This is a genomic window from Acinetobacter sp. NPDC052428 (assembly GCF_044547685.1).
In the GTDB taxonomy this organism is placed as follows: domain Bacteria; phylum Pseudomonadota; class Gammaproteobacteria; order Pseudomonadales; family Moraxellaceae; genus Acinetobacter; species Acinetobacter lwoffii_G.
Map to the genome: position 1 here is coordinate 33,649 of NZ_JBIUAT010000011.1, position 25,467 is coordinate 59,115.

Below are 25,467 nucleotides of genomic sequence, written 5' to 3' on the forward strand. Positions count from 1 at the left end.
TATTATCCGTCTTTTGAAATTTCCGGTATTTTCCATGATAGAACTCCGCCATTTAAGAACTTTAACTGCTCTGCGGGAGCATGGTTCTTTGGTTGCAGCAGCAAGTGATTTATGTTTAACCCCATCGGCCTTGTCACATCAGCTACGTGAACTCGACCAATGGTTTGGCGTCGAAGTGGTCAATCGGCGTAGTCGCCCTGTGAGCTTTTCAAATGTTGGAGAGCGGTTGTTAAAACTGGCAGATGAAATATTACCGCAAGTTCAAATTGCACAGAGTGATATCAGCCGTATTGTGCATGGTCAGACCGGGCGAATAGTTTTCTCCTCTGAATGTCATAGCTGTTTTGACTGGTTGATGCCACTACTCAATCAATACCGGATGCAATATCCGGATGTAGATCTGGACTTTGCTTCAGGTTTTGAATCGAATCCGCATGAATTATTACAAACCGGAGAGTTTGATCTTTTAATTACGGCTGATCCGATTGCGCTTAAAGGCATTGAATATTTTCCGATATTTGAATACGAATCACGCTTGGTTTTATCCAATACCCATCCACTGGTACGTGCGAAAGAGATTACTGTTCAGGAACTTGCTGAAGAAACGCTGGTGACTTATCCGGTGGATAAACACCGTTTAGACATTATGTCGCGCTTGTTTATTCCCGCTAATATTCTACCAAAAGACATTCGCACCACCGACTTGACTCAAATGCTGATTCAGTTAGTGGCAAGTGGTCGCGGGATTGGTGCATTACCTGATTGGGTGGTAAATGAATATGAGCAGAAAGGCTGGGTGACATCACGCCGTTTAGACTGTGTAGCGCCTGAAGGCTTACGTCGAACTTTATACGCCGGCTATCGCACAGAAGAAAAGCAGAAAGATTATTTTGAAGGCTTCTTGAAACAGCTGGATCGGTTTTCCAAAAAAAGACAGGTCTACTACAACTGATCAATGAATAGTTGAATGTCTATAAGCCCGTGATTCTTAAAAATCCTGCATCGTCAGGATTTTTTTAAAATGGACTTTTTTCTCTCAAGAATTTCAATTTTTCTATAAGATGATGAGGTTAATCTTGTCTACTTCAAGTCAGAAAATATACAACTTCGATCAACTTTCGAAATTAAAGAATTGGTTTAGTGGATTATAATTTTTGATAAGTATTACATTTTGCCAAGTGGAAATACATCTGTGCAGAATTAAATATTATATTATTAAATATCAAATACTTAAAAATTAAGTTCTTGGAACTTGTGAGGATGTGGTTCTGATCTTGCAAGTTGATTTTTAATAAAAAGATTAAATAAAATGAAAAAACATACGCTGATCAGTCAATTTTTTGGCAGAAAATAACTCCTGAAAATAACAATGTTGATCTATGCTACAGCATAATTTTTAAACTGATTTCCTCTCATAAAACGGAATCACTTATACAGGACTGTATAAAATCGCCATGCACATGACAAAAATTCCTCTCAAGAAAAGCCCGCTGAGCCTCATGATTCTGTCGATTGTCTCAGGTCATCTTTATGCTGAAACTGCCGTAGAACCGGACAATGTTCAACAGCTGAATACTATTGTGATCAGCGCTGAGCAAAATGCCAATCCGCAGCAGCAATATCAGAAAGAGCTGGCTCAGGTTTCAGGAGGAACGAATTTCATTGGTGAGCAGCAATTAGAACAGCAGCGACTTGCAACCACAGCCGATGTGTTCCGTTTACAGCCAGGAATTTATGCCCAGTCTGCAGGGAATGAAGGTGCAAAAATCTCGATCCGTGGCTCAGGAATCAACCGGACTTCAGGTGCACACGCATCCGGTACGCATGTTCTAATTGATGATATTCCATTTACCGGGCCGGGCGGTACAGCGTATGAACTGCTAGAACCCTGGTGGATTGATCATGTCGGGGTTTATCGCGGAGCCAATGGCTTTAAGCAAGGCGGACTGGCCTTAGGTGGAACAATCAACTATAGAACCAAGACCGGCGCAGATCAGGATGGCTCTGAACTCAAATATGAAATGGGCAGCCATGGTTATCAAAAATATCAGTTTAGTACCGGCCGAAAGCTGGATCAGATGGATTATTATCTGGCGCTGACGAGTACCCAGTTTGATGGAATTCAGGATCATGCTGAAGGCGATGGTAAGGGTCTGGCTTTTAATTTGGGCTATCAGATCAGTCCGGATATCGAAACCCGTTTTTATGCTCGTTACCGTGAGAGCAAGCATTTAACTCCAGGACGGATTACACAAGAACAGCTCAAAAATGATCCTGAAGCAGCGAATAGCTTTAATTTAGCGGTAGATGCCAAACGGATTCAGCCGGGCAGTACTTGGCTGGCCAATACCACGACCTGGAATTTACAGGATGATGCAAAACTGACTGGCAGTCTGGCTTATCATCATTATCCGCTGGATTTACGTGAAAGCAGTTATCGTACCAATGTCGATTATGAAGATATTACGGCGCGCTTCCAGTATGAAAAGCCTTATCAGTTTCTAGGTCTGGAGCATCAGGGGCGTATTGCCTTGCGCACTACCACACACCGCCCGGACAGTGGGGTTACTGAAACTTTAAGATTTAATACAGAAATTGGTAATCAAACTTATCCGGCAGACACAGTTACCCGCCGTTATACCTATCGTGGTTCAGACAACGTGCTGCAATTTGATCAGGAAACTACATTAAATGATCAGTTCAAATTAGATCTGGGATTGGCAGCTGTGTATACCCATCGGGAAAGTGAAGTGACTTATGCAAATATTATTCCCGACCCAGATTTAGGTCCTGATGTAGATCCTAAAGTCAGTCGTTATGAATGGAATTTTGCACCACGAGTTGGATTGACCTATCAGCCAAATGACTCTGTGCAATGGTTTGCCAATTTAAGCCGGAGTATTGAACCGGCACATCCTTGGGCAATGGCTTGGTCTTCACCTTATTACTATTCTAAAGACAGTGGAGCTGCATCAAATCGAGTACGTGCGCCAATCTATTTGGATACGCAAACCGCCAATAGTTTTGAACTGGGGGGGCGTGGACAATCAGGTTTTGGAGACTGGGCACTGAGCTACTATTATTCCAAGATTAAAAAGGAGCTATTGTCTTCTGAAATGATTAAAAATTACGGGAATGATTCTGATTCTACTACTTCAGAGGAAAGAATTAGTGTAGAAGCAAATGCCACGCCAACGATTCATCAAGGGATAGAGCTAAGTCTGGATACGCCCTTGCATGAATCCCAATATGGCGAACTGCGTCTGCAACAGGCTTATACCCTTAGCGATTTCCAGTATAAAAATGATCCATTGTTTGGCAAGAACCAGTTACCTGGGATTCCAAAACATCTGTATCAGGCTCAACTGAGTTATGCTTTAAATAATGGCCTCTATATTGGTCTGAATACTGAATATGCATCTAAAATGGCGCATGATTATGCTAATAGCCAATTCAGTGACGACTATCAGATCTGGGGCATTGATGTGGGTTATGCACCAGAACATCAATCATGGAAAACCTGGATCAACTTTAAAAATATCACGGATGAGAAATATGCTGCGGTCGTGATTCCAGGCCTTAACGACGGTGGGAAAGATGAAGCTCGTTCTTCGCCTGGTGAAGGTTTCTCTACTTATGCCGGTGTGTCATTTAAATTTTAATTATTTAAAAATTAAAAAAAGAGCGGGATATTTCCCGCTCTTTTTATTTACTCAATAAAATGATTGATCAGGTTTCTAAAATTCCGGTAACACCTGTCACAATCATATCAATGGCAATCGTACCAATCAGAAGCGCTGCAACACGACCGACAATATCGACATACAGGTCAATGTAGTTGGAATATTTATGCTGTAAATGATCATGCAGGTATTTCATCAGAATTAGCAAGCTACAGGTCAGAAACAGGGTAAAGAAGATCACCAGAATGGTTTGCATTAAACTGAGCTGAATCCCGGTAATCACGGAAGCCGAAATGGTGCCGGGACCGATCATAAACGGCATGGCAATCGTACCCGCCAGATGACTGGGCGCTCCACGCATCACACCAATCGTATCAGCACCTTCAAAGACATAACGATAGCCAATCACCAGAAAAATAATACCGCCAAAAATCTGGAAGGACTCAAACCGTACATGCAAGACTTCATTAAAGAAGGCTTCACCGGTTTTTGCAAAAATGATGAACACAATAAAGCTGATCAGACTGCCCTGAATCAATGCCATGTTGAATACTTTTGCGTCGGAATTACGGATAATTCCGAGCATATAAATACTCATCAGAAAAGGGTTGAGCAGGGAGAAAAACAGGGCAAATGCATTCAAACTTTCTGACATCATTCAGTCCTTCCGTAGTTGAGATATCCTAGATTTCACGGTCCGGGAACAGCGGACGTTTACCTGGGCTGATCCGGTTAATATGCAGATACATCATATGGCGTTCATATTTATCCAGGATGTCATTGATCACCTGTTCCTTACTGTAACCGACCAGATCGTTGCCCTGAGAGCCTTCAAACAGATAACTTTCCAGACGATAGTAATAACGTTTGGTTCGTTTACCACGTGAACTGAAATTTGGCGTGTCATAGCGTACCGGCCATATTTCATAAACAAAGTTTTCTTCTTCATCGAGCTGAATAGTCAGATCCAGGTGATACAGTTCAGGTTCTTCCTCAAGCGGTTTTTCCTGGATATTGACTTGAATTCCTTTGTCAATTAACTCGGTTGCAACGGCCTCGATGGCCGGCTTGCAGACATTATCCAGCATGGTACGCGTCTGGGAGAGACTTGGATGCAGCATGACCCGGCTCAGACGCTTTTTCCAGTTCAGGATATCCACATTACCGACCACAGGCGCAGCATTCAGGCTGGTACTGGCCTGACGAAAATCCTCCAGACGCAAGGACTTATATAGTCCCGCCATCACAAAGAAAATGACGAAACTAAAAGGCAGCCCCATAATAATCGTGGTGTTCTGTAATGCTGTCACGCCGTTAGCCATCAGCATTGCGAGAGTCAGCAGGCCAATGGCAACCGCCCAGAACACACTCAGCCAGCGCGGTGAATCATGCTCAATATTAGTAAATTTCGTGGTGAAATTTCCCAGTACCAATGCTCCTGAATCTGCTGAAGTCACATAGAACAGCAAACCGGTAATGGTGGCGACACCTGCAGTAAACGTAAAGCCTGGATACTGCGCCAACAGATCATAGAAACCATGTGCCGGATTTTCTAAAACTGTCGTAGCAAGTTGAGTATTACCATCAAAAATCACGCTGTATAAAGCACTGTTACCGAAAATAGACAACCATGTCAGGGTAAATAACAGAGGAATAACCAAAGTGCCCGTGACAAATTCGCGAATGGTACGACCACGCGAAATACGAGCCAGGAACAGACCGACAAAAGGTGACCAAGCGATCCACCATGCCCAGAAGAATAGGGTCCAACTATTCATCCACTCTTTCGGTTGTTCAAAAGGAAAACTGCTTAAAGAAAGCTTCGGGAACTGGCTGATATAGTCACCAAAATTCTGGATCAAGGCGGCTAATAAAAACTCGGTATTTCCTACAAACAGAATGAATAGCAACAGCCCAATTGATACATAGATATTAATTTCAGACAGGATCCGGATGCCTTTATTGACACCCGCAGTGACTGAAATAATAGTAATAATCACAGCAACGGTGATTAATGCAGTTTGAATCCAGATATTTTCTGGTACATCAAAAAGCACATGCAGGCCATAATTTAATTGTACAACGCCAATACCGCAGGTCGTGGCAATCCCGAAAATCGTGCCGAGTACTGCAGCCGTATCCACAGTATGGCCAATTGGACCATTAATTCTTTTTCCAAAAATAGGATAGAGTGCTGATCGAATGGTGAGCGGTAAATTGTAGCGATAGCTGAAATAACCTAGCGCGACCCCAATCAGCGCATACATACTCCAGCCAGTTAAACCGTAGTGAAACAGGGTCCACACCATGGACTGGCGCGCAGCTTCAAAAGTTTCACCTTCGCCCACAGGTGGATTCATATAGTGGGAAAGCGGTTCCGCCACCGAGAAAAACATCAGGTCAATCCCGATCCCGGCAGAAAATAGCATCGCCGACCAACTCAGCAGGCTAAATTCTGGTTTGGAATGTTTAGGGCCGAGTTTAATCTCGCCATAACGGGAACAGGCGATAAAGACGATAAAAACCAGATACAGCGTTGCCGCCAGCAGATAATACCAGCTAAAGGTACGACTGACCCAGTTTAAGATATTGATAATGACTTGATTGGCTTGTTCATTAAATAAAATGGTAATGATAGAAAACAGCAGAATAAGCGTCGCCGAAAAATAAAAAACCACTTTATTCAGACTATCTTGCTTCTCTTCATTTTTCTTTTGCATAAATCTCTAACCATCGTTTTGTTGCCGGATGATCTACAGTGCAGTGTGATTTAAAAGCAAAAGCCTGCGGTAAAGCTTCCTTGTTTTCGTGAATTACAAACTTTTGCAAATTCAAAACAAACTGCGCTGTACATCAAGGGTGAGCTGGCACTATAATTTTTATTAATTGAACGTTCAATTAAAAAAGCGTTTATGAATTGTTACATCATTCAGCTATTTGCTTTAGCAGAGTGATTTTTATTGTTACATCCGTTATTCAGGTTAGTCCTATGCCCAAAGTTGGTATGCAACCGATCCGTCGTCAGCAACTGATCGATGCCACCTTAGCTGCAGTGAATGAGCTAGGTTTTGCAGAAGCTTCAATTAGTCAGATTGCCCAGAGAGCAGGTGTCTCAACCGGCATCATAAGTCATTACTTTCGAGGTAAAAATGGCTTGATTGAAGCCACAATGCGTTACTTATTGCAGCAATTGGGTAAATCTGTTGCACAGATAAAGATACAGGTTGATGACTTACCGGAGCAGCGCTTACTGGCGATCGTACGTGGTAATTTTGCTGCTCCACAAACCGACAAGGCGGCCATGAAAGTCTGGTTGGCGTTCTGGGCTAGCAGTTTGCATCAACCTGAGTTACATCGGTTACAGCAGATCAATCATTACCGCTTACATTCCAACCTTAAATATGAATTCATGAAAAAGTTGAATAAAGACCAGGCAGAGAAAGCCGCTCAAGGTTTGGCAGCATTGATTGATGGATTCTGGTTAAGAGGTGCTTTGGTAAATGGCGAAATTGACCCAGAACTGCCGATTGAACTGTGTAGTGAATATATCCGGCAACAACTCAAATAACCCACCTGCGAGGAAATTCCATTGACAACATTCAAACTGCAACGTCCTTATATTCATGGACAATATGTCGATGCAACGTCCAATAGCACGTTTCAAACGATTAATCCTGCAACAGGCAAAATTCTGGCAGACGTGCAGGTATGTACGCGAAAAGATATCGATCGCGCTGTTGAATCGGCACAACAAGGACAAAAAGTCTGGGCAGAAATGACGGCGATTCAACGTTCCCGTATTTTGAACAAGGCTGTTGCCATCCTCCGTGAACGTAATGACGAGCTGGCGCGTTTAGAAAGTCTCGACAGTGGTAAAGCTTTCAGTGAAACATCCACCGTCGATATTGCGACAGGTGCAGATGTACTCGAATACTATGCAGGTATTTTGCCAGCATTAGAAGGCCAGCAAATCCCGCTCAGAAGCAGTTCGTTTGTTTATACTCGCCGTGAACCTTTGGGTGTGGTTGCCGGGATTGGTGCATGGAATTATCCGGTTCAAATTGCCTTATGGAAATCTGCACCTGCACTGGCAGCAGGCAATGCCATGATCTTTAAAGCCAGTGAAGTGACGCCTTTAACTGCATTAAAACTGGCAGAAATTTATACTGAAGCAGGTGTGCCGCATGGTGTCTTTAATGTGGTTACCGGCAGTGGTGAAATTGGTGGTTATCTGACTTCGCATCCTGATATTGCCAAAGTGTCGTTTACCGGTGGCGTTTCTACCGGCAAAAAGGTCATGGCGCAAGCTGCAAATTCTAGCCTGAAAGAAGTCACGATGGAGCTGGGCGGTAAGTCTCCGCTGATTATCTGTGAAGATGCCGATCTGGATTTGGCGGCCGATATTGCCATGATGGCCAATTTCTATAGTTCCGGTCAGGTGTGTACCAACGGTACTCGCGTATTTGTGCCTTTGGCATTGAAAGCAGAATTTGAAGAAAAGATTTTGCAGCGTGTTGAACATATCCGTATGGGTGATCCACTTGATCCTGAAACCAATTTCGGTCCGGTTTCCAGCTTTGAGCATATGGAAAAAGTGCTGGGCTATATCGAAAAAGGCAAGATAGAAGGGGCACGCCTATTATGTGGCGGCGGCCGTGCTAAGGATGAACAGTTTGTCCAAGGAGCTTATGTCCTGCCAACCGTATTTACCGACTGCCGTGATGACATGACCATTGTACGTGAAGAAATTTTTGGTCCAGTCATGAGTATTCTGAGTTATGACTCAGAAGAAGAGGCGATTCGTCGTGCCAATGATACCGAATATGGTTTGGCAGCTGGTGTCGTGACACCGAATCTGGCACGTGCGCATCGTATTATTCATCAAATCGAAGCCGGCATTTGCTGGATTAATACCTGGGGCGAATCACCGGCAGAAATGCCTGTCGGTGGCTATAAACATTCAGGTGTCGGTCGCGAAAACGGTATTGTCACGCTACAGCAATATACCCAGACCAAGTCGGTGCAAGTTGAACTTAGTCCTTTCCAGTCTGTATTTAGCGCATAAGGGAGGATTGGATGAATTACGACTATATTATTATCGGTGCAGGTTCGGCAGGGAATGTACTCGCAGCGCGTTTAACTGAAGATCCGGATGTGAAAGTCCTATTGCTGGAAGCAGGTGGGCCGGATTACCGTCTAGACTTCAGAACACAAATGCCGGCTGCATTGGCTTATCCATTACAGGGACGCCGTTATAACTGGGCCTATCTGACCGATCCAGAACCCCACATGAACAATCGCCGTATGGAATGCGGCCGTGGTAAAGGTCTGGGCGGATCTTCACTGATTAATGGCATGTGCTATATCCGTGGTAATGCTATGGATCTGGAACAGTGGGCCAGCCTTAAGGGGCTAGAACACTGGAGCTATGCTGAATGTCTGCCATATTATAAAAAAGCTGAAACGCGCGATATTGGCGGCAATGATTATCATGGTGATTCTGGACCGGTTTCGGTCGCAACACCTAAAAATGGCAATAATGAACTGTTCCATGCCATGGTCGAGGCAGGTGTACAGGCCGGCTATCCACGTACTGATGACCTGAATGGCTATCAGCAGGAAGGTTTTGGGCCGATGGACCGTACCGTAACGCCGCAAGGCCGTCGTTCCAGTACAGCACGTGGTTATCTGGATATGGCCAAAGGCCGGGATAATCTCACAATTATTTCCCACGCCATGACCAACCGTATTCTGTTTAATCGTAATCAGGCGATTGGTGTGGAATATTTTGAAGGACAAAATACCTTACAGCCGATTCAGGTCTTTGCGGATCGTGAAGTTTTATTATGTGGTGGTGCGATTGCCTCACCGCAAATCCTGCAACGCTCCGGTGTGGGTCCAGCTGAACTGTTAAAAAGTCTGGATATTCCTGTGGTTCAGGATTTGCCAGGCGTGGGTGAAAACCTGCAGGATCATCTGGAAATGTACCTGCAATATAAGTGCAAGAAACCAGTTAGTTTGTATCCAGCACTCAAATGGTATAACCAGCCGATGATTGGCGCAGAATGGTTATTTTTAGGAAAAGGTATTGGGGCCAGTAACCAGTTTGAAGCCGGTGGTTTTATCCGTTCTTCAGACGAATTTGACTGGCCTAATATCCAGTATCATTTCCTGCCTGTGGCGATTAATTATAATGGCACCAATGCCATTCATGAACATGGTTTTCAGGCTCATGTGGGCTCTATGCGTTCGCCGTCACGTGGCCGTGTTCGTCTGAAATCCAAAGACCCGTTTGAGCATCCAAGTATTCTGTTCAACTATATGAGTACCGAGCAGGACTGGCGTGAATTCCGCGATGCCATCCGCATTACCCGGGAAATCATGCATCAGCCGGCATTAGATCCCTATCGTGGTGAAGAAATCAGTCCGGGAAAACATCTACAAACAGATGCTGAAATTGATGAATTTGTTCGTAATCATGCAGAAACCGCGTATCATCCATCGTGTAGCTGTAAAATGGGTGAGGATGACATGGCGGTTGTCGATGGTTATGGACGCGTACATGAAATGCAGGGTCTGCGTGTGATTGACGCCTCGATTATGCCTTTGATCATTACCGGTAACCTCAATGCAACTACGATTATGATCGCTGAAAAACTGGCAGACCATATTCGTGGCAAGCCTGCTCTTGCGCCTTCATCTGCACCTTTTTACAAGGCGCCTCGCGCTTAAATCATGGTTTTATTTCTGTTGTCTAGCAAAGCAGGAGTAAAGCGAATTTCAATTTTGTCCCAAAGCGGAGATAAAACCTCGACTGCTTTCGGTTTTATCTCCGCTTTGCTTAATACATTTTATATTTTATGAAAATATTCAATCAAACAGTGCTGTTTGGCTGTGCTGCTGTTTCAAGTTTTTACTGTTATGCTGATGATGCGGAAGTAAAACAAATAAAAGCAAGCGGAAACTTGAGTGTGGTCTCCAAATACGTCTCCCGCGGTTTGACCAATGCACCTGAAAATGACGACGTTGCTGTACAGGCTGCATTGAATCTGGCTTATGGTAATTTTTATGTCGGATATTGGGGATCTACGCTTGGATACTCTTATGCCGAAGTACAGGGGCGTCCGGGACATCGTTCAGACAAATTCGAGCATGACTTTCTGCTGGGTTATACCCATAGCAGCGAAAATTATGATTGGGATCTATGGAACGCAACCTATTATTATCCGGGCGGTAAGAAGACCACTGGAAATGAGCTGGGTTTAAATGTCAGTCGTGCAGTGAATGATCAGACCAGTATCGGGGCCAGCATATCGACCTATCTGTATGATGTGGCTTATGCCAATCAGGGCGATACTTTTTATACGCTTAACCTGAATCATCAGTTGAATGATCGCCTGAATGCCAGCGTTACGGCAGCGGGAAGCTATTTTAACGATGAAGGCAAATACGAAGGCGGTGAACTGGGCGATACCGAAAAGCAGTTTGCCTTTCGTTATGCTTCTGCCGGACTCAATTATGCGCTTTTACCGCAGTTGAGTGTGTCAGGTGAATATATCTTTGGCGGTTATGACCGCTATGATGACAAGCAGCGTAATCTTGCAGTATTTGCACTGAGTTATGATTTCTAAAGTTATCTCAGACTAGGCAGGTGAAAATCTGCCTTATCTGCAACTTTGATTAATAGTATAAGCCATGACTTGAAGTTGATTCATGCTCCGGCAGCTCAGGAAAGACTGAGGATCTGGTTTAATCTGCCAGAATTTCAGACAAATATTATCAATTTCATAAAATAATTCTATAATAGCGCCCATTCTCGGCAGCGTTATCCAGACACTTCGTCAAATGGTATAACCTGACCATTTTCTATTTTTCATTCAAGTTCTCCTCCGTGAACCGGCTTGTATATTCAGATTCAGCATCTTATCTGTCCGTGACGGCACATAAGAATATTTAGGTATCCACATGGAAATTAAGGTCAATTATCTCGATAATCTTCGCCAGGAAGCCAAGTTCGATGACTTCACGGTGATTGCCGATCAGCCGATCCGCTATAAAGGCGATGGTTCGGCACCCGGCCCATTCGATTATTTTCTGGCGTCATCAGCACTTTGTGCGGCTTATTTTGTCAAAGTCTATTGCGCAGCACGTGACATTCCGACTGATAATATCCGCCTTTCGCAAAACAATATTGTTGATCCTGAAAACCGCTATAAACAGATTTTTAAAATTCAGGTGGAACTGCCGGCTGATATTTCTGAAAAAGACCGCCAAGGGATTTTACGTTCGATTGATCGTTGTACTGTCAAGAAAGTAATTCAAACCGGTCCTGAATTTGTCATTGAAGAAGTGGAAAGCATTGATGCGGATGCTCAAGCTTTATTGATGCCAAGTCTGGCTTCTGATCATACGACTTTCATTCCAGGTAAAGACCTGCCGCTGGAAGAAACCATTGCCAATATGTCTGCCATTCTGGCAGGCCTTGGCATGAAGATTGAAATTGCGTCTTGGCGTAATATCGTGCCGAATGTCTGGTCATTGCATATTCGTGATGCGCAGTCGCCAATGTGCTTTACCAACGGTAAAGGTTCGACAAAAGAAAGTGCGCTGGCATCTGCTTTGGGTGAATTTATTGAGCGTCTGAACTGCAACTTCTTCTATAACGACCAGTTCTGGGGTGAGGATATTGCCAATGCCGAATTTGTGCATTATCCAGATGAAAAATGGTTCCAGCCAGGTCCGAATGGCGAACTACCTGCAGAAGTTTTAGATGAACATACCCGTGAAATTTATGATCCTGAAGATGAATTATTGGGTATCCATCTTTATGATACCAACTCTGGTAATAAAGCACGTGGCATCTGCTCACTGCCATTTGTACGTCAATCTGATGGTGAAACCGTTTATTTCCCATCAAATCTAATCGAAAACCTTTACTTAAGTAACGGGATGAGCGCCGGGAATACCTTGGCTGAAGCGCAAGTACAATGTCTGTCTGAAATTTTTGAGCGTGCGGTAAAACGTGAAATTCTGGAAGGTGAACTGGCACTACCGGATGTGCCTGAACATGTTCTGGCAAAATATCCAAAAATTGTTGAAGGCATTAAAGGTCTGGAAGAACAGGGCTTCCCGGTTCTGGTCAAAGATGCTTCACTAGGCGGTCAGTTCCCGGTCATGTGCGTTACCTTGATGAACCCGCGTACCGGCGGTGTATTTGCCTCATTCGGTGCCCATCCTAACTTTGAAGTAGCATTAGAACGCAGTCTGACTGAACTTTTACAAGGCCGTAGTTTTGAAGGTCTGAATGATCTGCCAAAACCAACTTTTAGCAGCAATGCAGTAACTGAACCGAATAACTTCGTCGAACATTTTATTGACTCAAGCGGTGTGGTGTCTTGGCGTTTCTTCAGCGCGAAATCAGATTATGATTTTGTCGAGTGGGATTTCACTAATAACGGTCAAAACTCGAATACGGATGAAGCTCAGGAATTATTCACAATTCTGGAAGACATGGGCCATGAAGTTTATATGGCGGTGTATCAGCATCTAGGTGCAACAGCTTGCCGTATTCTGGTACCGGGCTATTCGGAAATTTATCTGGTAGAAGATCTGGTTTGGGACAATACCAACAAGGCTTTGCTTTACCGTGAAGATATCCTGAATCTGCACCGTCTGGATAATGAACAACTGGAAGCACTGGTTGAGCGTCTGGAAGAAGCAGATGAGGATGACTATACCGAAATCAAAACCTTGATCGGTATCGAGTTCGATGAAAATACTGAATGGGGTCAACTGACGATTCTGGAACTGAAACTTCTAATTTATGTGGCTTTGCAGCAATTTGAAGAAGCCAAAGATCTGGTTGAGCAGTTCCTGCAGTTCAATACCAATACCGTTGAACGTGGCTTGTTCTACCAGTGCATGAATGTCGTTCTGGAAGTCATTCTGGATGATGAAATGGAACTGGAAGATTATGAACACAACTTCCGTCGTATGTTTGGTGATGCCCGTATGGATGCCGTTCTCGGTTCAATCGAAGGCACAGTTCGTTTCTATGGTTTGACCGAAACCAACATGCAGCTTGAAGGGCTGGACCGTCATCTACGTTTAATTGACAGCTATAAAAAACTGCATGCAGCACGCGCCAAGTTTGTAGCAAATCAAAAATCTTAATGAATGACTAAAATTTTTCGTCATTGGTTTTAAATTTTAAAGATGGCTTACTCGGTTTCGAGTAGGCCATTTTTATCTCTGACCCTATATGCAATCTTTTCTATTATTTCTATTCTAACTTATTAATCCCAGCTCCCTCGGGAACTGGGATTACCTAAAAAATTAAAGTGAAGTGTTAATACTAACTGCTTCAAGAGTGGGTATATGAATGTGAGAAATAGATGTATTTTTCTCATTCACAGGAATTACCTTACATATTCGGGTAATTCGGACCACCACCACCTTCCGGTGTCACCCAGGTGATGTTCTGGGACGGATCCTTGATGTCACAGGTCTTGCAGTGTACACAGTTGGCTGCATTGATCTGGAAACGTTTCGAACCGTCATTATTTTCCATAATCTCATAGACCCCCGCCGGGCAGTAACGCTGTGCAGGCTCATCCCATGTCGGCAGGTTGACTTCCACCGGAATTGAAGCATCGGTGAGTTTCAAATGTGCTGGCTGGTTCTCTTCATGCACGGTATTCGATACAAACACTGAAGACAGACGGTCAAAGGTCAGCTTGCCATCCGGTTTTGGATAGTTTGGCTTGAAGCTTTCAGCTGCCTGGGTTTTTAGCGCAGCATGGTCTTGAACCAGATCATGCAAGGTAAAAGGCACTTTAAATACGTTCTGGTCGATAAAGTTAAAGGCACCACCGATCCATTGACCGAACTTGTGCATTGCCGGGCCAAAGTTACGCGAGTTATACAGCTCTTCTTTTAGCCAGCTGTTGTTGAACTTGTCGATATACGCCGTGAGTTCTTTCACGAAGAAATCTTCACCCTCTACAACACGCGCCACCGCCAGATCACCGCCTTTTTCTACACCGGCAGCAATCGCTTCAAATACCGCTTCACCGCAGAGCATGCCGGATTTCATGGCTGTATGAGAACCTTTGATCTTGGCAAAGTTCAGGAAGCCGGCATCATCACCAATTAAAGAGCCACCCGGGAAGGTGAATTTTGGTAGTGAGTTAAAACCACCTTTGGTCACAGCACGGGCACCATAAGAAATACGCTTACCACCTTCCAGATACTGCTTGATCAGCGGATGGGTTTTCCAGCGCTGCATTTCCATGAATGGATACATATGCGGGTTGGTGTAAGACAGATCCACGATCATGCCCAAGGTCACCTGGTTGTTATCGGCATGGTACAACCACCAGCCACCTGAAGAACCGGTTTCAGAAAGTGGCCAACCGGCACCATGCATCACCAGACCCGGTTTGTGCTTGGCAGGATCGATTTCCCAAAGTTCCTTAATCCCGATACCGTAATGTTGTGGATCCGCATCCTTGTCTAGGTTGAACTTCTGGATTAAACGCTTACCTAAATGACCACGACAGCCTTCAGCAAAAATGGTGTATTTGGCATGCAGTTCATAACCTGGAGTAAAGTTATGCGTTGGTTCGCCATCTTTACCGATACCCATATCACCGGTTTGAATGCCTTTTACCGTGCCATCGGCATGATACAGAATCTCAGAGGCTGCAAAGCCCGGGAAGATCGACACTTCCAGTTCTTCGGCTTTCTGGCCTAACCAGCGCACCACGTTGCCGAGCGAGATGACATAGTTGCCATCGTTATGCATGGTTTTAGGCACCATCCAGTGCGGTGCTTCCTGTGATTTTTCATCTGACAGCAGGAAGAAGGTTTTATCTTCAGTCACCGGGACATTCAGCGGGGCACCCTGTTCTTTCCAGTCCGGGAACAGCTCGTTTATGGCACGCGGTTCAAGTACAGCACCAGACAGAATATGCGCACCGACTTCGGAGCCTTTTTCTACGACACAAACGGACAAATCGTTTAAGTTGTTTTCAATTGCAAGTTGACGGATTTTGATCGCAGCAGAAAGACCCGCAGGGCCTGCGCCTACGATGACGACGTCAAACTCCATCGATTCTCTTGTTATATCTTCCATAATATAAAATCCAATTTCGCTATACGATATTTATAGCATTATCTAAATCGGTTATGAAGCTTATTTTTGATCTTTTTATTTGAAATAGGACTTTATCTTTTTTAAATCTTATCTATTTCGCAGCATTAAAAAGGTTTGCTGAGAATTCTGGATAAAGGAAGAAGATGTGTAGATTGGGTATTCAATAAAAAGAGCGACTTAATGTCGCTCTGATAATTAATTTTTTTATATGTTATTGAGATTCATTGCAATATTATTCACCATGTGAATCAGACGCGGTCCAATTTCATTTTCCAGTTTTTCCTGATTGAGCAGATAACTTGGGGCACCACAGTTAAACGTTAATATCCCATGTTTGGGGTGAACCAACGGAACTGCCACGGAATTCACATCTTTTGCCCAGTCACCTAAAGACAGACAATAGCCATAATCCTGATAATCACGGATTGCACGTTCCAGATTACGCTTGATGGTTGGCCATTGATCTTCGTTTCTTTTCTTGATCGCGTCAAATAAATATTCGCGTTCCTTTACATCCATCGCTGCCAGACAGGCACGTCCCATGGCACTACTATGAATCGGTAAAGTCGAACCGACAGGGCGGCGCATAGTCAGTGTCGATTCTGTATGTACTACTTCCAGATAAATCATGCTGAGACGGTCACGGGTAGCCATTGCCACAGGGGCTTGGGAATAGCGTGACATTTCTTCCATAAATGGATAGGCCTGAGTACGTGCAGAAATATTACTCAAAGCTGCATAGCCTAAAGCCAATACCCCAACATCCAGTAGATATTTCGTGGTATTCGGCAGTTGTTTTAAATAACCTAAAGAAACCAGAGTGCTGGTAATACGCGCTACAGTCGGCTTAGGCAAGTTGGTTAATTGTGCAATTTCCTGATTGCCAAGCAATTGATTGGTCGCTGAAAAGCAACGCAAGATTTCCAATCCACGCGCAATAGACGCAATAAATTGAGGATTATTTTCTCTATGAATATGTGAAATCGGATCTAAACGGATTTCATCAAAGTTGGGAATTTCACCAGTTTTATTTTTTGTCATGGTCAGGGCAATTAAAGTTAAATTAATGAATATGATAGCAACATAATTTCACGATACAAAATAAAACACTTCTACAAAAGATAAAATATAGGAAAAAGTGCCGAAATTATTTGTGGTCGAAAAGAATCCTGTTACCCAAGTTTAAAGACGATAAAAAAATCATCTAGTTTTTTAGGTTTAATACGTAGCCAACACATTTAAAAAGTTTCGATTTCTCCGAAAGAGTCAGTGATCGATAAGTATTACAGCAAGAAAAAAGGTTTAATCATCTATTGAAAATACTGATAAATAAAACAATCATTCATCAAAATATTTCGTATCGTGAAATTAAATATTAAACACAAATCAACTGGAATACCAGAAAAATTTCATTTTTTAGTTAAAACATAAAATTTTTAATAATTTCACTTGCTCAAAATGATTTTTTATGATTATTTATTTCGTAATACGAAACAAAAATAAAGGTAAAGGAATTTACCTAAATTATATCCATGGAGATTCATATGATTCGTGATCCGGAAATGCTAGACCAACTTCTGTCAACGATTCGCGATTTTGTAAAAAATGAACTGGTGCCTCTTGAGCATGAAGTAGAAGAGAACAACGCCATTCCTGAACATATTGTGGAACAGATGAAAGAATTGGGCTTGTTTGGCCTGACGATTCCTGAAGAATATGGCGGTTTAGGCATTACCATGGAAGAAGAAATTCTGGTGGCGATGGAATTAGGTCATACATCGGCTGCCTTTCGCTCTTTAATTGGTACTAACAACGGCATTGGCTCAAGTGGCATTGTAATTGATGGTACAGAAGAGCAAAAACAGAAATATTTACCGCGTTATGCAACGGGCGAAATTATCGGGTCATTCTGTTTGACTGAACCAGATTCCGGCTCAGACGCTGCTGCTTTAAAAACCAGCGCTGTCAAAGACGGCGATTATTATATTTTAAACGGAACTAAACGCTTCATTACCAATGCACCACGTGCCACGACATTTACCGTGATGGCACGTACCAATCAAGAGATTAAAGGTGCGAGCGGTATTTCAGCATTTCTAGTTGAAGCAGGTACACCTGGTTTAAGCCTAGGTAAAATTGACAAGAAAATGGGCCAACATGGTTCCTATACCTGTGATGTAATTTTTGATAACTGTAAAGTGCATAAAGATCAGCTGATTGGCGGTGTAGAAGGGATCGGCTTTAAAACAGCAATGCGCGTTCTGGATAAGGGCCGTCTGCACATTGCTGGTTATAGCGTCGGCATGGCTGAGCGTATGTTGGAAGACGCACTCAACTATGCAGTGGAGCGCAAACAGTTTGGCCAGCCCATTGCGAATTTCCAGCTAATCCAAGGTATGTTGGCAGACTCCAAAGCCGAGATTTATGCAGCCAAATGTATGGTGCTGGATGCTGCGCGTCTACGTGATGCTGGCCAAAATGTTACGACTGAAGCCTCTTGTGCCAAAATGTTTGCAACTGAAATGTGTGGTCGAGTTGCTGATCGCTGTTTGCAGATTCATGGTGGAGCGGGTTATATCAGTGAATATTCAATTGAACGTTTCTACCGTGATGTGCGTCTGTTCCGTTTATATGAAGGAACCACACAAATCCAGCAAATTATTATTGCGCGTGAAATGATTAAACAAGCAACCGCCTAATCTCATAATTTTAAAATAAGGAAATATTAAAATGACGACAAAAATTAGATTTGATTGGCAAGACCCGTTTTTAATAGAACAGCAACTGACATCAGAAGAGCGCATGATTCGCGATGCAGCGGCAGCGTACTGTCAAGACAAACTGATGCCGCGTGTACTGGAACAGTTCCGTCATGAAAAAACCGATCCGGCTATTTTCCGTGAAATGGGAGAACTGGGTTTACTCGGTCCAACCATTCCGGAACAGTACGGCGGTGCAGGTTTAAATTATGTCAGTTATGGTCTGATTGCTCGTGAAGTTGAACGTGTCGATTCAGGTTACCGTTCAATGGCCAGCGTACAAAGCTCTCTGGTGATGGTACCCATTAATGAATTTGGTTCTGAAGAGCAAAAGCAGAAGTATTTACCAAAATTAGCAACCGGTGAATATATTGGTTGCTTCGGCTTGACCGAGCCGGATCATGGTTCGGATCCGGGCAGCATGATTAGCCGTGCTAAAAAAGTCGAGGGTGGTTACCGTTTAACTGGCGCAAAAATGTGGATTACCAATAGTCCGATTGCCGATGTATTTGTAGTTTGGGCCAAAGAAGTTTCTGCCGAAGGTAATATCGGTGACATTCGTGGCTTTATTTTAGAAAAAGGCTGGGAAGGGCTTTCTGCTCCAACGATTCACGGCAAGGTGGGTCTACGTGCCTCAATCACCGGTGAAATTGTAATGGATAACGTCTTTGTTCCAGAAGAAAATGCATTTCCGGAAGTTCGCGGTTTAAAAGGACCTTTTACCTGCTTGAATAGTGCACGTTACGGGATTGCCTGGGGTGCCATGGGAGCTGCAGAGTTCTGCTGGCATACCGCACATCAATACACCATGGACCGTAAACAGTTTGGTCGACCACTCGCTGCGAATCAGCTGATCCAGAAGAAACTGGCAGATATGCAAACTGAAATTGCACTCGGTTTGCAGGTGGCTTTACGTTTTGGCCGCATGAAGGATGAAGGCATTGCTTCAGTTGAAGGTACATCACTGATCAAGCGCAACAACTGCGGCAAGGCACTGGATATTGCCCGTTTGGCCCGTGACATGATGGGTGGAAATGGCATTAGCGATGAATTCGGTGTAGCCCGTCATCTGGTTAATCTGGAAGTGGTAAATACCTATGAAGGTACCCATGATGTACATGCCCTGATTTTAGGTCGTGCACAAACCGGAATTGCAGCCTTTTGCAACTAAACCTGACATCAACTTCTAGCCAGCATTGCTGGCTAGATTGTTTTACGGGTTTAAGAATTGTGCTTAATCACATCATTCAATGTATTGCTACGTGATTTCTGCAGAGAAAATTTATCAAGAACTTTGAAAATCATTTTATACCACCTTGCTAAAGCGTGGTAATGATCAGCGAATATTCTATATTTCACCTAAATAATTAAGTGAAATATGCGTTTTAAAAAGGCACAGGAGTGCCGAAAAGTAGAAAGAGCATTATGGATACGATCAGTTCACAACAACACCCAGTGGAAGGTGGAAACGAACCCAAGCAAAGAGTCTGGATTCTGGCCTTTATTTTCTCATTTTTAGCATTATTGGTTGATGGTGCTGATATTGCGTTATTAGCCTACAGTCTGACCAGTCTGAAACAAGAGTTTTCATTAAGTAATATGCAGGCCGGTGCCTTAGGGAGCTGGACGCTTGCAGGCATGGCTATCGGCGGTTTTTTTGGTGGCTGGGCTTGTGACCGTTTTGGCCGGGTTCGTGTGATCGTCATTGCCATTGCATTATTTTCTTCATTAACCTTCTGGTTAGGATTCGTAGAAAGTTATGATCAGTTCAAATGGCTGCGCTTTACATCTGCGATTGGACTAGGTGCTCTATATATTGCCTGTAACACACTCATGGCAGAGTATGTACCCACCAAATATCGCTCTACAGTATTGGCAACGCTTATGACTGGCTGGACTTTAGGCTCGGTGGTCGCAACTGTTCTGGCTGGATGGCTATTGCCTGAATTTGGCTGGCGATACCTCTATTATATTGCCATTATTCCAATTGTACTGGCCTTCGCGATGTACTTCTTGGTGCCTGAGCCGAAAGCTTGGTTAGATGCGCGTAAAGCACGCCTGGATGCAAAAGCCAGTGGTATTCTGCAGGAAAAACCAAAAAATACTTTTAAAATGATTTTTGAAGATGCACTTAGCCGTCGCATGTTTATCCTCTGGTCCTTCAGTACCGCATTTTTACAGTTTGGATATTATGGAGTCAGCAACTGGCTACCGGCGTATTTAGAGACTGATCTGGGAATCAAGTTTAAAGAAATGACCATGTATATGATCGGGACTTTCCTGATCATGATGTGTACCAAAGTTATTGCTGGTTTTATCGCTGACCGGATTGGCCGTCGTGCGGTATTTGCTTTCGGCACTATGGGTACTGCAATTTTTATCCCTGTGATTGTCTTTGGTAATACGCCGGATAATATCCTCTGGCTGATGTTATTTTTCGGTTTTCTCTATGGTATTCCATACGGTATTAATGCGACTTACATGACAGAAAGCTTCTCCACCAAAGTGCGTGGAACAGCAGTGGGTGGGGCATATAACGTAGGCCGACTGGGTGCGGTGTTTGCACCTCTTACCATTGGCTATTTTGCTCAAGGAGGCTCAATTGGTACCGGCTTACTGATTATGGGCATTGCCTATTTTCTTTGCGGCCTGATACCCGCTTTCTTTATTAAAGACCGCTTATTTGATCCACAAAAGGCAGATTAATCTGCACTCGTAATATAGATAGAACATGCTAGGAAGCAATATGATGAATAAAATCACGCAGGATATCGAGACGGTACTTAAGCAAATTCCTGATGGTGCACACATTATGACCAGTGGTTTTGGCCTGGCAGGTCAGCCGGTAGAATTAATCGAAGCATTAATTGACTTTGGTCCTAGAGACTTAACCATTATTAACAACAATGCAGCTTCTGGAGATCGTGGTCTAACCAATCTGCTGTTGTCTGGACTGGTTAAAAAAATGATCTGTTCATTTCCACGGGCCAATAACTCAACCGTCTTTGAAGATCTGTATAAAGCCGGAAAAGTTGAGCTGGAACTGGTGCCACAAGGCAATCTGGCCTGCCGTATTCAGGCAGCCGGTGCAGGCTTAGGAGCTGTTTTTACTCCAACCGGTTTTGGTACCAAAATAGCTGAGGGTAAAGAAACCCGTAATATCAATGGAAAAGATTATGTGCTGGAATATCCGATACATGCTGATTATGCCTTGGTTTATGCCAATCAGGCAGATCAGTGGGGCAACTTGACCTACCGTAAGGCAGCACGGAATTTTGGTCCGATCATGGCCAAAGCAGCAAAAACCACCATTGCACAAGTCCATCAAGTTGTGGAACTGGGAGAACTTGATCCAGAGATCATTGTAACGCCAGGAATTTTTGTACAGCATGTGGTCAAGGTTGGAGATATTAAATAATGAATATTCAAAAACGTAGTCGTGAACAGATTGTAGCTAAAGTTGCACAAGACATTCCAACCGGCTCTTTTGTAAATTTGGGTATTGGTTTACCGACACGCGTAGCAGGTTATTTAAAACCTGAACAAGGAGTAATTCTACACTCGGAAAATGGCGTTTTAGGTTTTGCTGCATTGAGTGATCCTGAACAGGCAGATGATGATCTGATTAACGCCGGCAAAGAACTCGTAAGCATGTTGCAAGGTGGCAGTTTTATGAATTCTGCCGACTCTTTCGATATCATGCGAGGCGGGCATCTGGATATCTGTATCATGGGGGCTTTCCAGGTGGCTATTAATGGTGATTTGGCGAACTGGCATACCGGTAATGCTGATGCTGTACCTGCTGTAGGCGGTGCGATGGATCTGGCGGTGGGTGCTCGCTGTGTTTATGTTTGCATGGAACATGTGACTAAAAACGGTGAAGCAAAAATTGTTGAAGAACTGACTTATCCTCTAACAGGTAAACATTGTGTCAACCGTATTTATACCGATCTCTGTGTGATTGAATTAAAAGACAACCAGGCTCAGGTTATTGAAATAGTGGATGGTTTAAGTTTTGAAGAATTGCAACGGCAGACTGGCTGTAAATTAGTGGACAGTCGTCAACAAGCAGCCTAAAAATAAGTCCGCAATATTCTGATTGAGTAAAAGTATAGTTTTAGATCACAGCTTCGGCTGTGATTTTTAAATTTTAGAATTATTATCAAATACACGTAATATTGACCATATTTCCGCATTTTAAAGATATAAATACAAACTTTTGCTAATGATTATTTGAATAATAAGTCTAAAATGTTAACAAGCTAAGGAAGGTGATAGTCTGAATGAATAATAATTGTGATGATCAAGAAATTTTTCATATTTTTAATTTGATTGGTCGCCATACTGAACTTAAACCTATCCTCGATGTCATTAGCCAGTGGCTTGAATCGCGTATTCCAGATGCGCTTGTCACCATTATGCTCTATAAGGATGACACACAAACTTTAAATATCATAAGTGGTAAACAACACTTCTCAAAAGAGTACTGTAATGCTATTCAAGATTTGAAAATTGGGCCAAATCAAGGATCGTGTGGCGTAGCTGCTTTCTTACGTCAGTTGGTTATTAGTCCGAATTTAATGAAAGACCCAAACTGGCAGCCTTATCGTGCTTTGGTAAATGCAGAAAAATTGTCTAGCTGCTGGTCTATGCCGATTATTAATGCTTCAGATATTCTGTACGGAACGTTTGCTACCTATTATCGAACACCAAAAATACCGACTGAGCATCATATTCAGCTTTTACAACAAGCGGCAAAATTAGTTGCTCTGGCAATTGAGCTTGATCAGGAACGCCAAAAAAGACATGAGCTTAATGAAAAATACAGCTCATTTTATACCTATCATCCAGATATTATTTTTGAACTTGACCTACAGGGACATGTGCTTAATACCAATATTGCTTGCGAAGAAATTACAGGTTTTTCTAAAGCGCAAATTCATGGTCAGCACTATTGTGCCTTCATACCGCCCGAATTCCATGAACTTGCTAACGTTTCATTTTCAGAAGCGGCGCAAGGTAAATCTCAACATTATGAACTTCCAATTTATAATGTTGCAGGCGATATCTTATGGCTGGATCTGACCAATTTACCGATTATTCAAAATCAGAAAGTCACCGGTATTATTGGCATTGCCCGAGATATTACTGTATCGCGTGAAAACAAGGAGTCTCTACGATTATTAAAACGGGGGGTAGAGGCCAGTCCGAATAGTCTTTTTATTACCGATGTCTCTGAAGAAAGGCTAATGGTGTATGTAAATCCGGCTTTTCTAAAGCTCACCGGTTATACAGCAGCAGAAGTATTAGGACAAAGCTGTTTTTTCTTACAGGGTCCAGATACTGATCCGGATCAGATTGCATTACTCAAGCAAGCGGTCAAAGAACAAAAAGAAATTCAGGTGACTATAAAAAGTTACTGTAAAGATGGTAGCTGGTTCTGGAATCGTTTAACTATAGGTCCTATTTTTGACCAGACAGGAACCTGCACCCATTTTTTGGGGATTCAGGAAGATATTACCCAGCAACGTATTCACGAAGAATATATTCAGCATCAGCATACCCATGACCATTTAACCGGTTTACCGAACCAGTATGCATTCAAACAGATTCTGGAAAATATTTTTGAAGCACAGCACGAGAGCTCACAACCTTTAGTCTTGCTGTATATAGATCTGGATGATTTTAAAAATATCAATGACAGCTTAGGTCATCTGGTGGGTGACCAGATTCTCAAAATTGTAGGCGAGCGGCTGCAAAAATTTGTTCAAGGCAATAATGTGCTATGCCGCTTCGCTGAAGATGAATTTATTTTGCTGCTCTCAGGGACAGATGAGCATACTGAAGTCGAGGCGATCGCCGGAGAAATTCTTGATCTTCTTTCCATGCTGTTTATTGTTGATCAGTACAAAATACATTTAAGTGCCAGTATTGGTATTGTGGCAGATGACAGTTCGATCCATCATTCTTCTGAATTGATCTACCAGTCTGTTTTGGCGATGCAGGAAGCCAAAAGACAAGGTCGTAATATGTGGCAGTGGTATGAAAAAACCAGAATGCAGCCTGTCGCAGAAATAGACTATACCAATCTGCGTCTGGAACTCATGGAAGCGATCAATCAAGAAAATTTTGACCTGTTCTATCAGCCGCTGGTTCATCCTGAAACTGGACTGGTAACAGGTGTAGAAGCTTTAATCCGTTGGTGCCATCCACAGCAGGGTTATATTTCCCCAGCGATTTTTATTCCACTTGCAGAAAGAACTGGGCAAATTATTAGTGTAGGTCAATGGGTATTGGAAAAGGCCTGTTTAGATATTGCCGAGTGGAACAAGACACACAATAGCCAGATCACGGTATCGGTGAATATTTCTCCTTTGCAATTCCGTAGAGCAGGCTTTTTGCAGGTGCTTGAACATGCACTTGAACTCAGTCAATTACCGCCGGAATTACTTAAAATTGAAATCACGGAAGGTGTCATCATTAATGGTGCAGATCGAACCATAGAAATTTTGAAAGCAGTGCGTGCTTTAGGTGTACAGGTCGCCATTGATGACTTTGGCACAGGTTATTCGAGTCTCAGTTATCTGCGTCGCTTGCCGATTAATCAAATCAAGTTAGACCGTAGTTTTATTGAAGAGCTGACCCTCGATGGTCAGGATGCTGCAATTGTGCAATCGATTATTCATCTAGCCCATCAGCTGGATCTGGAAGTTGTCGCGGAAGGGGTCGAAACCGTAAGTCAAGCCAGTTTACTCTATCAACAGGGTTGTGATCTGCTACAAGGCTTCTTTTATGCAAAACCTGCACCTTTAACTGAATTGAAGCCTGTTTATCTCGCAATGGAAAATAGTAAATTGAATTAACTCTA

General features: G+C 43.2%; 17 protein-coding genes. 13 read left to right on the forward strand and 4 right to left on the reverse strand.

Going from position 1 to position 25,467, the window contains the following annotated elements; all coding sequences use genetic code 11:
- The first annotated feature begins 34 nt into the window (after positions 1-34).
- Positions 35-952: a LysR family transcriptional regulator gene (locus ACIG3F_RS08290; protein WP_253160005.1), complete on the forward strand. Its 918-nt coding sequence runs from the start codon at positions 35-37 to the stop codon at positions 950-952.
- Between the two features lie 502 nt (positions 953-1,454).
- Positions 1,455-3,662 (forward strand): TonB-dependent receptor family protein, encoded by a 2,208-nt coding sequence (locus ACIG3F_RS08295; RefSeq protein WP_396469802.1) that lies wholly within the window; start codon positions 1,455-1,457, stop codon positions 3,660-3,662.
- A gap of 67 nt (positions 3,663-3,729) precedes the next feature.
- Here the strand turns inward: ACIG3F_RS08295 and ACIG3F_RS08300 are convergent, their stop codons facing one another.
- Both ACIG3F_RS08300 and ACIG3F_RS08305 read right to left on the reverse strand, forming a co-directional pair.
- A complete protein-coding gene (locus ACIG3F_RS08300; protein WP_004646981.1) occupies positions 3,730-4,338 on the reverse strand; it encodes a MarC family protein in 609 nt (202 codons plus the stop codon).
- Between the two features lie 28 nt (positions 4,339-4,366).
- Positions 4,367-6,403: a choline transporter gene (locus ACIG3F_RS08305; protein ID WP_374952781.1), complete on the reverse strand. Its 2,037-nt coding sequence runs from the start codon at positions 6,401-6,403 to the stop codon at positions 4,367-4,369.
- Positions 6,404-6,672: 269 nt separating this feature from the next.
- On the opposite strand from ACIG3F_RS08305, the gene betI reads away from it, so the two are divergent.
- The 5 genes from betI to ACIG3F_RS08330 all read left to right on the forward strand — a co-directional run bounded on the left by betI (position 6,673) and on the right by ACIG3F_RS08330 (position 13,856).
- Entirely contained in the window at positions 6,673-7,251 is a 579-nt protein-coding gene (betI, locus tag ACIG3F_RS08310; RefSeq protein WP_005266375.1) for a transcriptional regulator BetI, read from the forward strand.
- 21 nt (positions 7,252-7,272) lie between these two features.
- Positions 7,273-8,748 (forward strand): betaine-aldehyde dehydrogenase, encoded by a 1,476-nt coding sequence (gene betB / locus ACIG3F_RS08315; protein WP_396469803.1) that lies wholly within the window; start codon positions 7,273-7,275, stop codon positions 8,746-8,748.
- A gap of 11 nt (positions 8,749-8,759) precedes the next feature.
- Complete coding sequence (gene betA, locus ACIG3F_RS08320) at positions 8,760-10,415, forward strand: choline dehydrogenase (protein ID WP_396469804.1); 1,656 nt, start codon at positions 8,760-8,762, stop codon at positions 10,413-10,415.
- A 128-nt stretch (positions 10,416-10,543) separates the two neighbouring features.
- Positions 10,544-11,314: a hypothetical protein gene (locus ACIG3F_RS08325; RefSeq protein ID WP_396469805.1), complete on the forward strand. Its 771-nt coding sequence runs from the start codon at positions 10,544-10,546 to the stop codon at positions 11,312-11,314.
- A 334-nt stretch (positions 11,315-11,648) separates the two neighbouring features.
- On the forward strand, positions 11,649-13,856 hold the full coding sequence (locus tag ACIG3F_RS08330) for an OsmC domain/YcaO domain-containing protein (RefSeq protein ID WP_396469806.1): 2,208 nt from the start codon (positions 11,649-11,651) through the stop codon (positions 13,854-13,856).
- 250 nt (positions 13,857-14,106) lie between these two features.
- Here ACIG3F_RS08330 and ACIG3F_RS08335 read toward each other — a convergent pair whose 3' ends face one another.
- Together ACIG3F_RS08335 and ACIG3F_RS08340 are read right to left on the reverse strand one after the other, a co-directional pair.
- The gene (locus tag ACIG3F_RS08335; protein ID WP_396469807.1) at positions 14,107-15,819 is read right to left on the reverse strand and encodes a 4Fe-4S dicluster domain-containing protein; all 1,713 of its coding nucleotides are present in this window, start codon (positions 15,817-15,819) and stop codon (positions 14,107-14,109) included.
- Positions 15,820-16,044: 225 nt separating this feature from the next.
- A complete protein-coding gene (locus tag ACIG3F_RS08340; RefSeq protein WP_004280319.1) occupies positions 16,045-16,881 on the reverse strand; it encodes an IclR family transcriptional regulator in 837 nt (278 codons plus the stop codon).
- Between the two features lie 503 nt (positions 16,882-17,384).
- Here ACIG3F_RS08340 and ACIG3F_RS08345 point away from each other — a divergent pair.
- From ACIG3F_RS08345 to ACIG3F_RS08370, 6 genes are all read left to right on the forward strand, one after another.
- On the forward strand, positions 17,385-18,539 hold the full coding sequence (locus tag ACIG3F_RS08345) for an acyl-CoA dehydrogenase family protein (RefSeq protein WP_005096910.1): 1,155 nt from the start codon (positions 17,385-17,387) through the stop codon (positions 18,537-18,539).
- A 31-nt stretch (positions 18,540-18,570) separates the two neighbouring features.
- Entirely contained in the window at positions 18,571-19,770 is a 1,200-nt protein-coding gene (locus tag ACIG3F_RS08350) for an acyl-CoA dehydrogenase (protein ID WP_004646973.1), read from the forward strand.
- A 254-nt stretch (positions 19,771-20,024) separates the two neighbouring features.
- Complete coding sequence (locus tag ACIG3F_RS08355) at positions 20,025-21,305, forward strand: MFS transporter (RefSeq protein ID WP_004646972.1); 1,281 nt, start codon at positions 20,025-20,027, stop codon at positions 21,303-21,305.
- A 40-nt stretch (positions 21,306-21,345) separates the two neighbouring features.
- Positions 21,346-22,017: a 3-oxoacid CoA-transferase subunit A gene (locus tag ACIG3F_RS08360; protein WP_004730985.1), complete on the forward strand. Its 672-nt coding sequence runs from the start codon at positions 21,346-21,348 to the stop codon at positions 22,015-22,017.
- Positions 22,017-22,676 carry a 3-oxoacid CoA-transferase subunit B gene (locus tag ACIG3F_RS08365; RefSeq protein ID WP_004646970.1) on the forward strand — a complete coding sequence of 220 codons (660 nt, stop codon included), beginning with the start codon at positions 22,017-22,019 and terminating at the stop codon, positions 22,674-22,676. Before ACIG3F_RS08360 ends, ACIG3F_RS08365 begins: the two co-directional genes overlap by 1 nt.
- A gap of 206 nt (positions 22,677-22,882) precedes the next feature.
- Complete coding sequence (locus ACIG3F_RS08370) at positions 22,883-25,462, forward strand: EAL domain-containing protein (protein WP_016806740.1); 2,580 nt, start codon at positions 22,883-22,885, stop codon at positions 25,460-25,462.
- Positions 25,463-25,467 lie beyond the last annotated feature (5 nt).

Coding starts and splice junctions, on each gene's coding strand:
- ACIG3F_RS08325 (WP_396469805.1), top strand. CDS start 10,544: ATGAAAATATTCAATCAAACAGTGCTGTTTGGCTGTGCTGCTGTTTCA.
- ACIG3F_RS08335 (WP_396469807.1), bottom strand. CDS start 15,819: ATGGAAGATATAACAAGAGAATCGATGGAGTTTGACGTCGTCATCGTA.
- betI (WP_005266375.1), top strand. CDS start 6,673: ATGCCCAAAGTTGGTATGCAACCGATCCGTCGTCAGCAACTGATCGAT.
- ACIG3F_RS08295 (WP_396469802.1), top strand. CDS start 1,455: ATGCACATGACAAAAATTCCTCTCAAGAAAAGCCCGCTGAGCCTCATG.
- ACIG3F_RS08340 (WP_004280319.1), bottom strand. CDS start 16,881: ATGACAAAAAATAAAACTGGTGAAATTCCCAACTTTGATGAAATCCGT.
- ACIG3F_RS08370 (WP_016806740.1), top strand. CDS start 22,883: ATGAATAATAATTGTGATGATCAAGAAATTTTTCATATTTTTAATTTG.
- ACIG3F_RS08355 (WP_004646972.1), top strand. CDS start 20,025: ATGGATACGATCAGTTCACAACAACACCCAGTGGAAGGTGGAAACGAA.
- ACIG3F_RS08290 (WP_253160005.1), top strand. CDS start 35: ATGATAGAACTCCGCCATTTAAGAACTTTAACTGCTCTGCGGGAGCAT.
- ACIG3F_RS08350 (WP_004646973.1), top strand. CDS start 18,571: ATGACGACAAAAATTAGATTTGATTGGCAAGACCCGTTTTTAATAGAA.
- ACIG3F_RS08330 (WP_396469806.1), top strand. CDS start 11,649: ATGGAAATTAAGGTCAATTATCTCGATAATCTTCGCCAGGAAGCCAAG.
- ACIG3F_RS08300 (WP_004646981.1), bottom strand. CDS start 4,338: ATGTCAGAAAGTTTGAATGCATTTGCCCTGTTTTTCTCCCTGCTCAAC.
- ACIG3F_RS08365 (WP_004646970.1), top strand. CDS start 22,017: ATGAATATTCAAAAACGTAGTCGTGAACAGATTGTAGCTAAAGTTGCA.
- betA (WP_396469804.1), top strand. CDS start 8,760: ATGAATTACGACTATATTATTATCGGTGCAGGTTCGGCAGGGAATGTA.
- ACIG3F_RS08345 (WP_005096910.1), top strand. CDS start 17,385: ATGATTCGTGATCCGGAAATGCTAGACCAACTTCTGTCAACGATTCGC.
- ACIG3F_RS08360 (WP_004730985.1), top strand. CDS start 21,346: ATGATGAATAAAATCACGCAGGATATCGAGACGGTACTTAAGCAAATT.
- ACIG3F_RS08305 (WP_374952781.1), bottom strand. CDS start 6,403: ATGCAAAAGAAAAATGAAGAGAAGCAAGATAGTCTGAATAAAGTGGTT.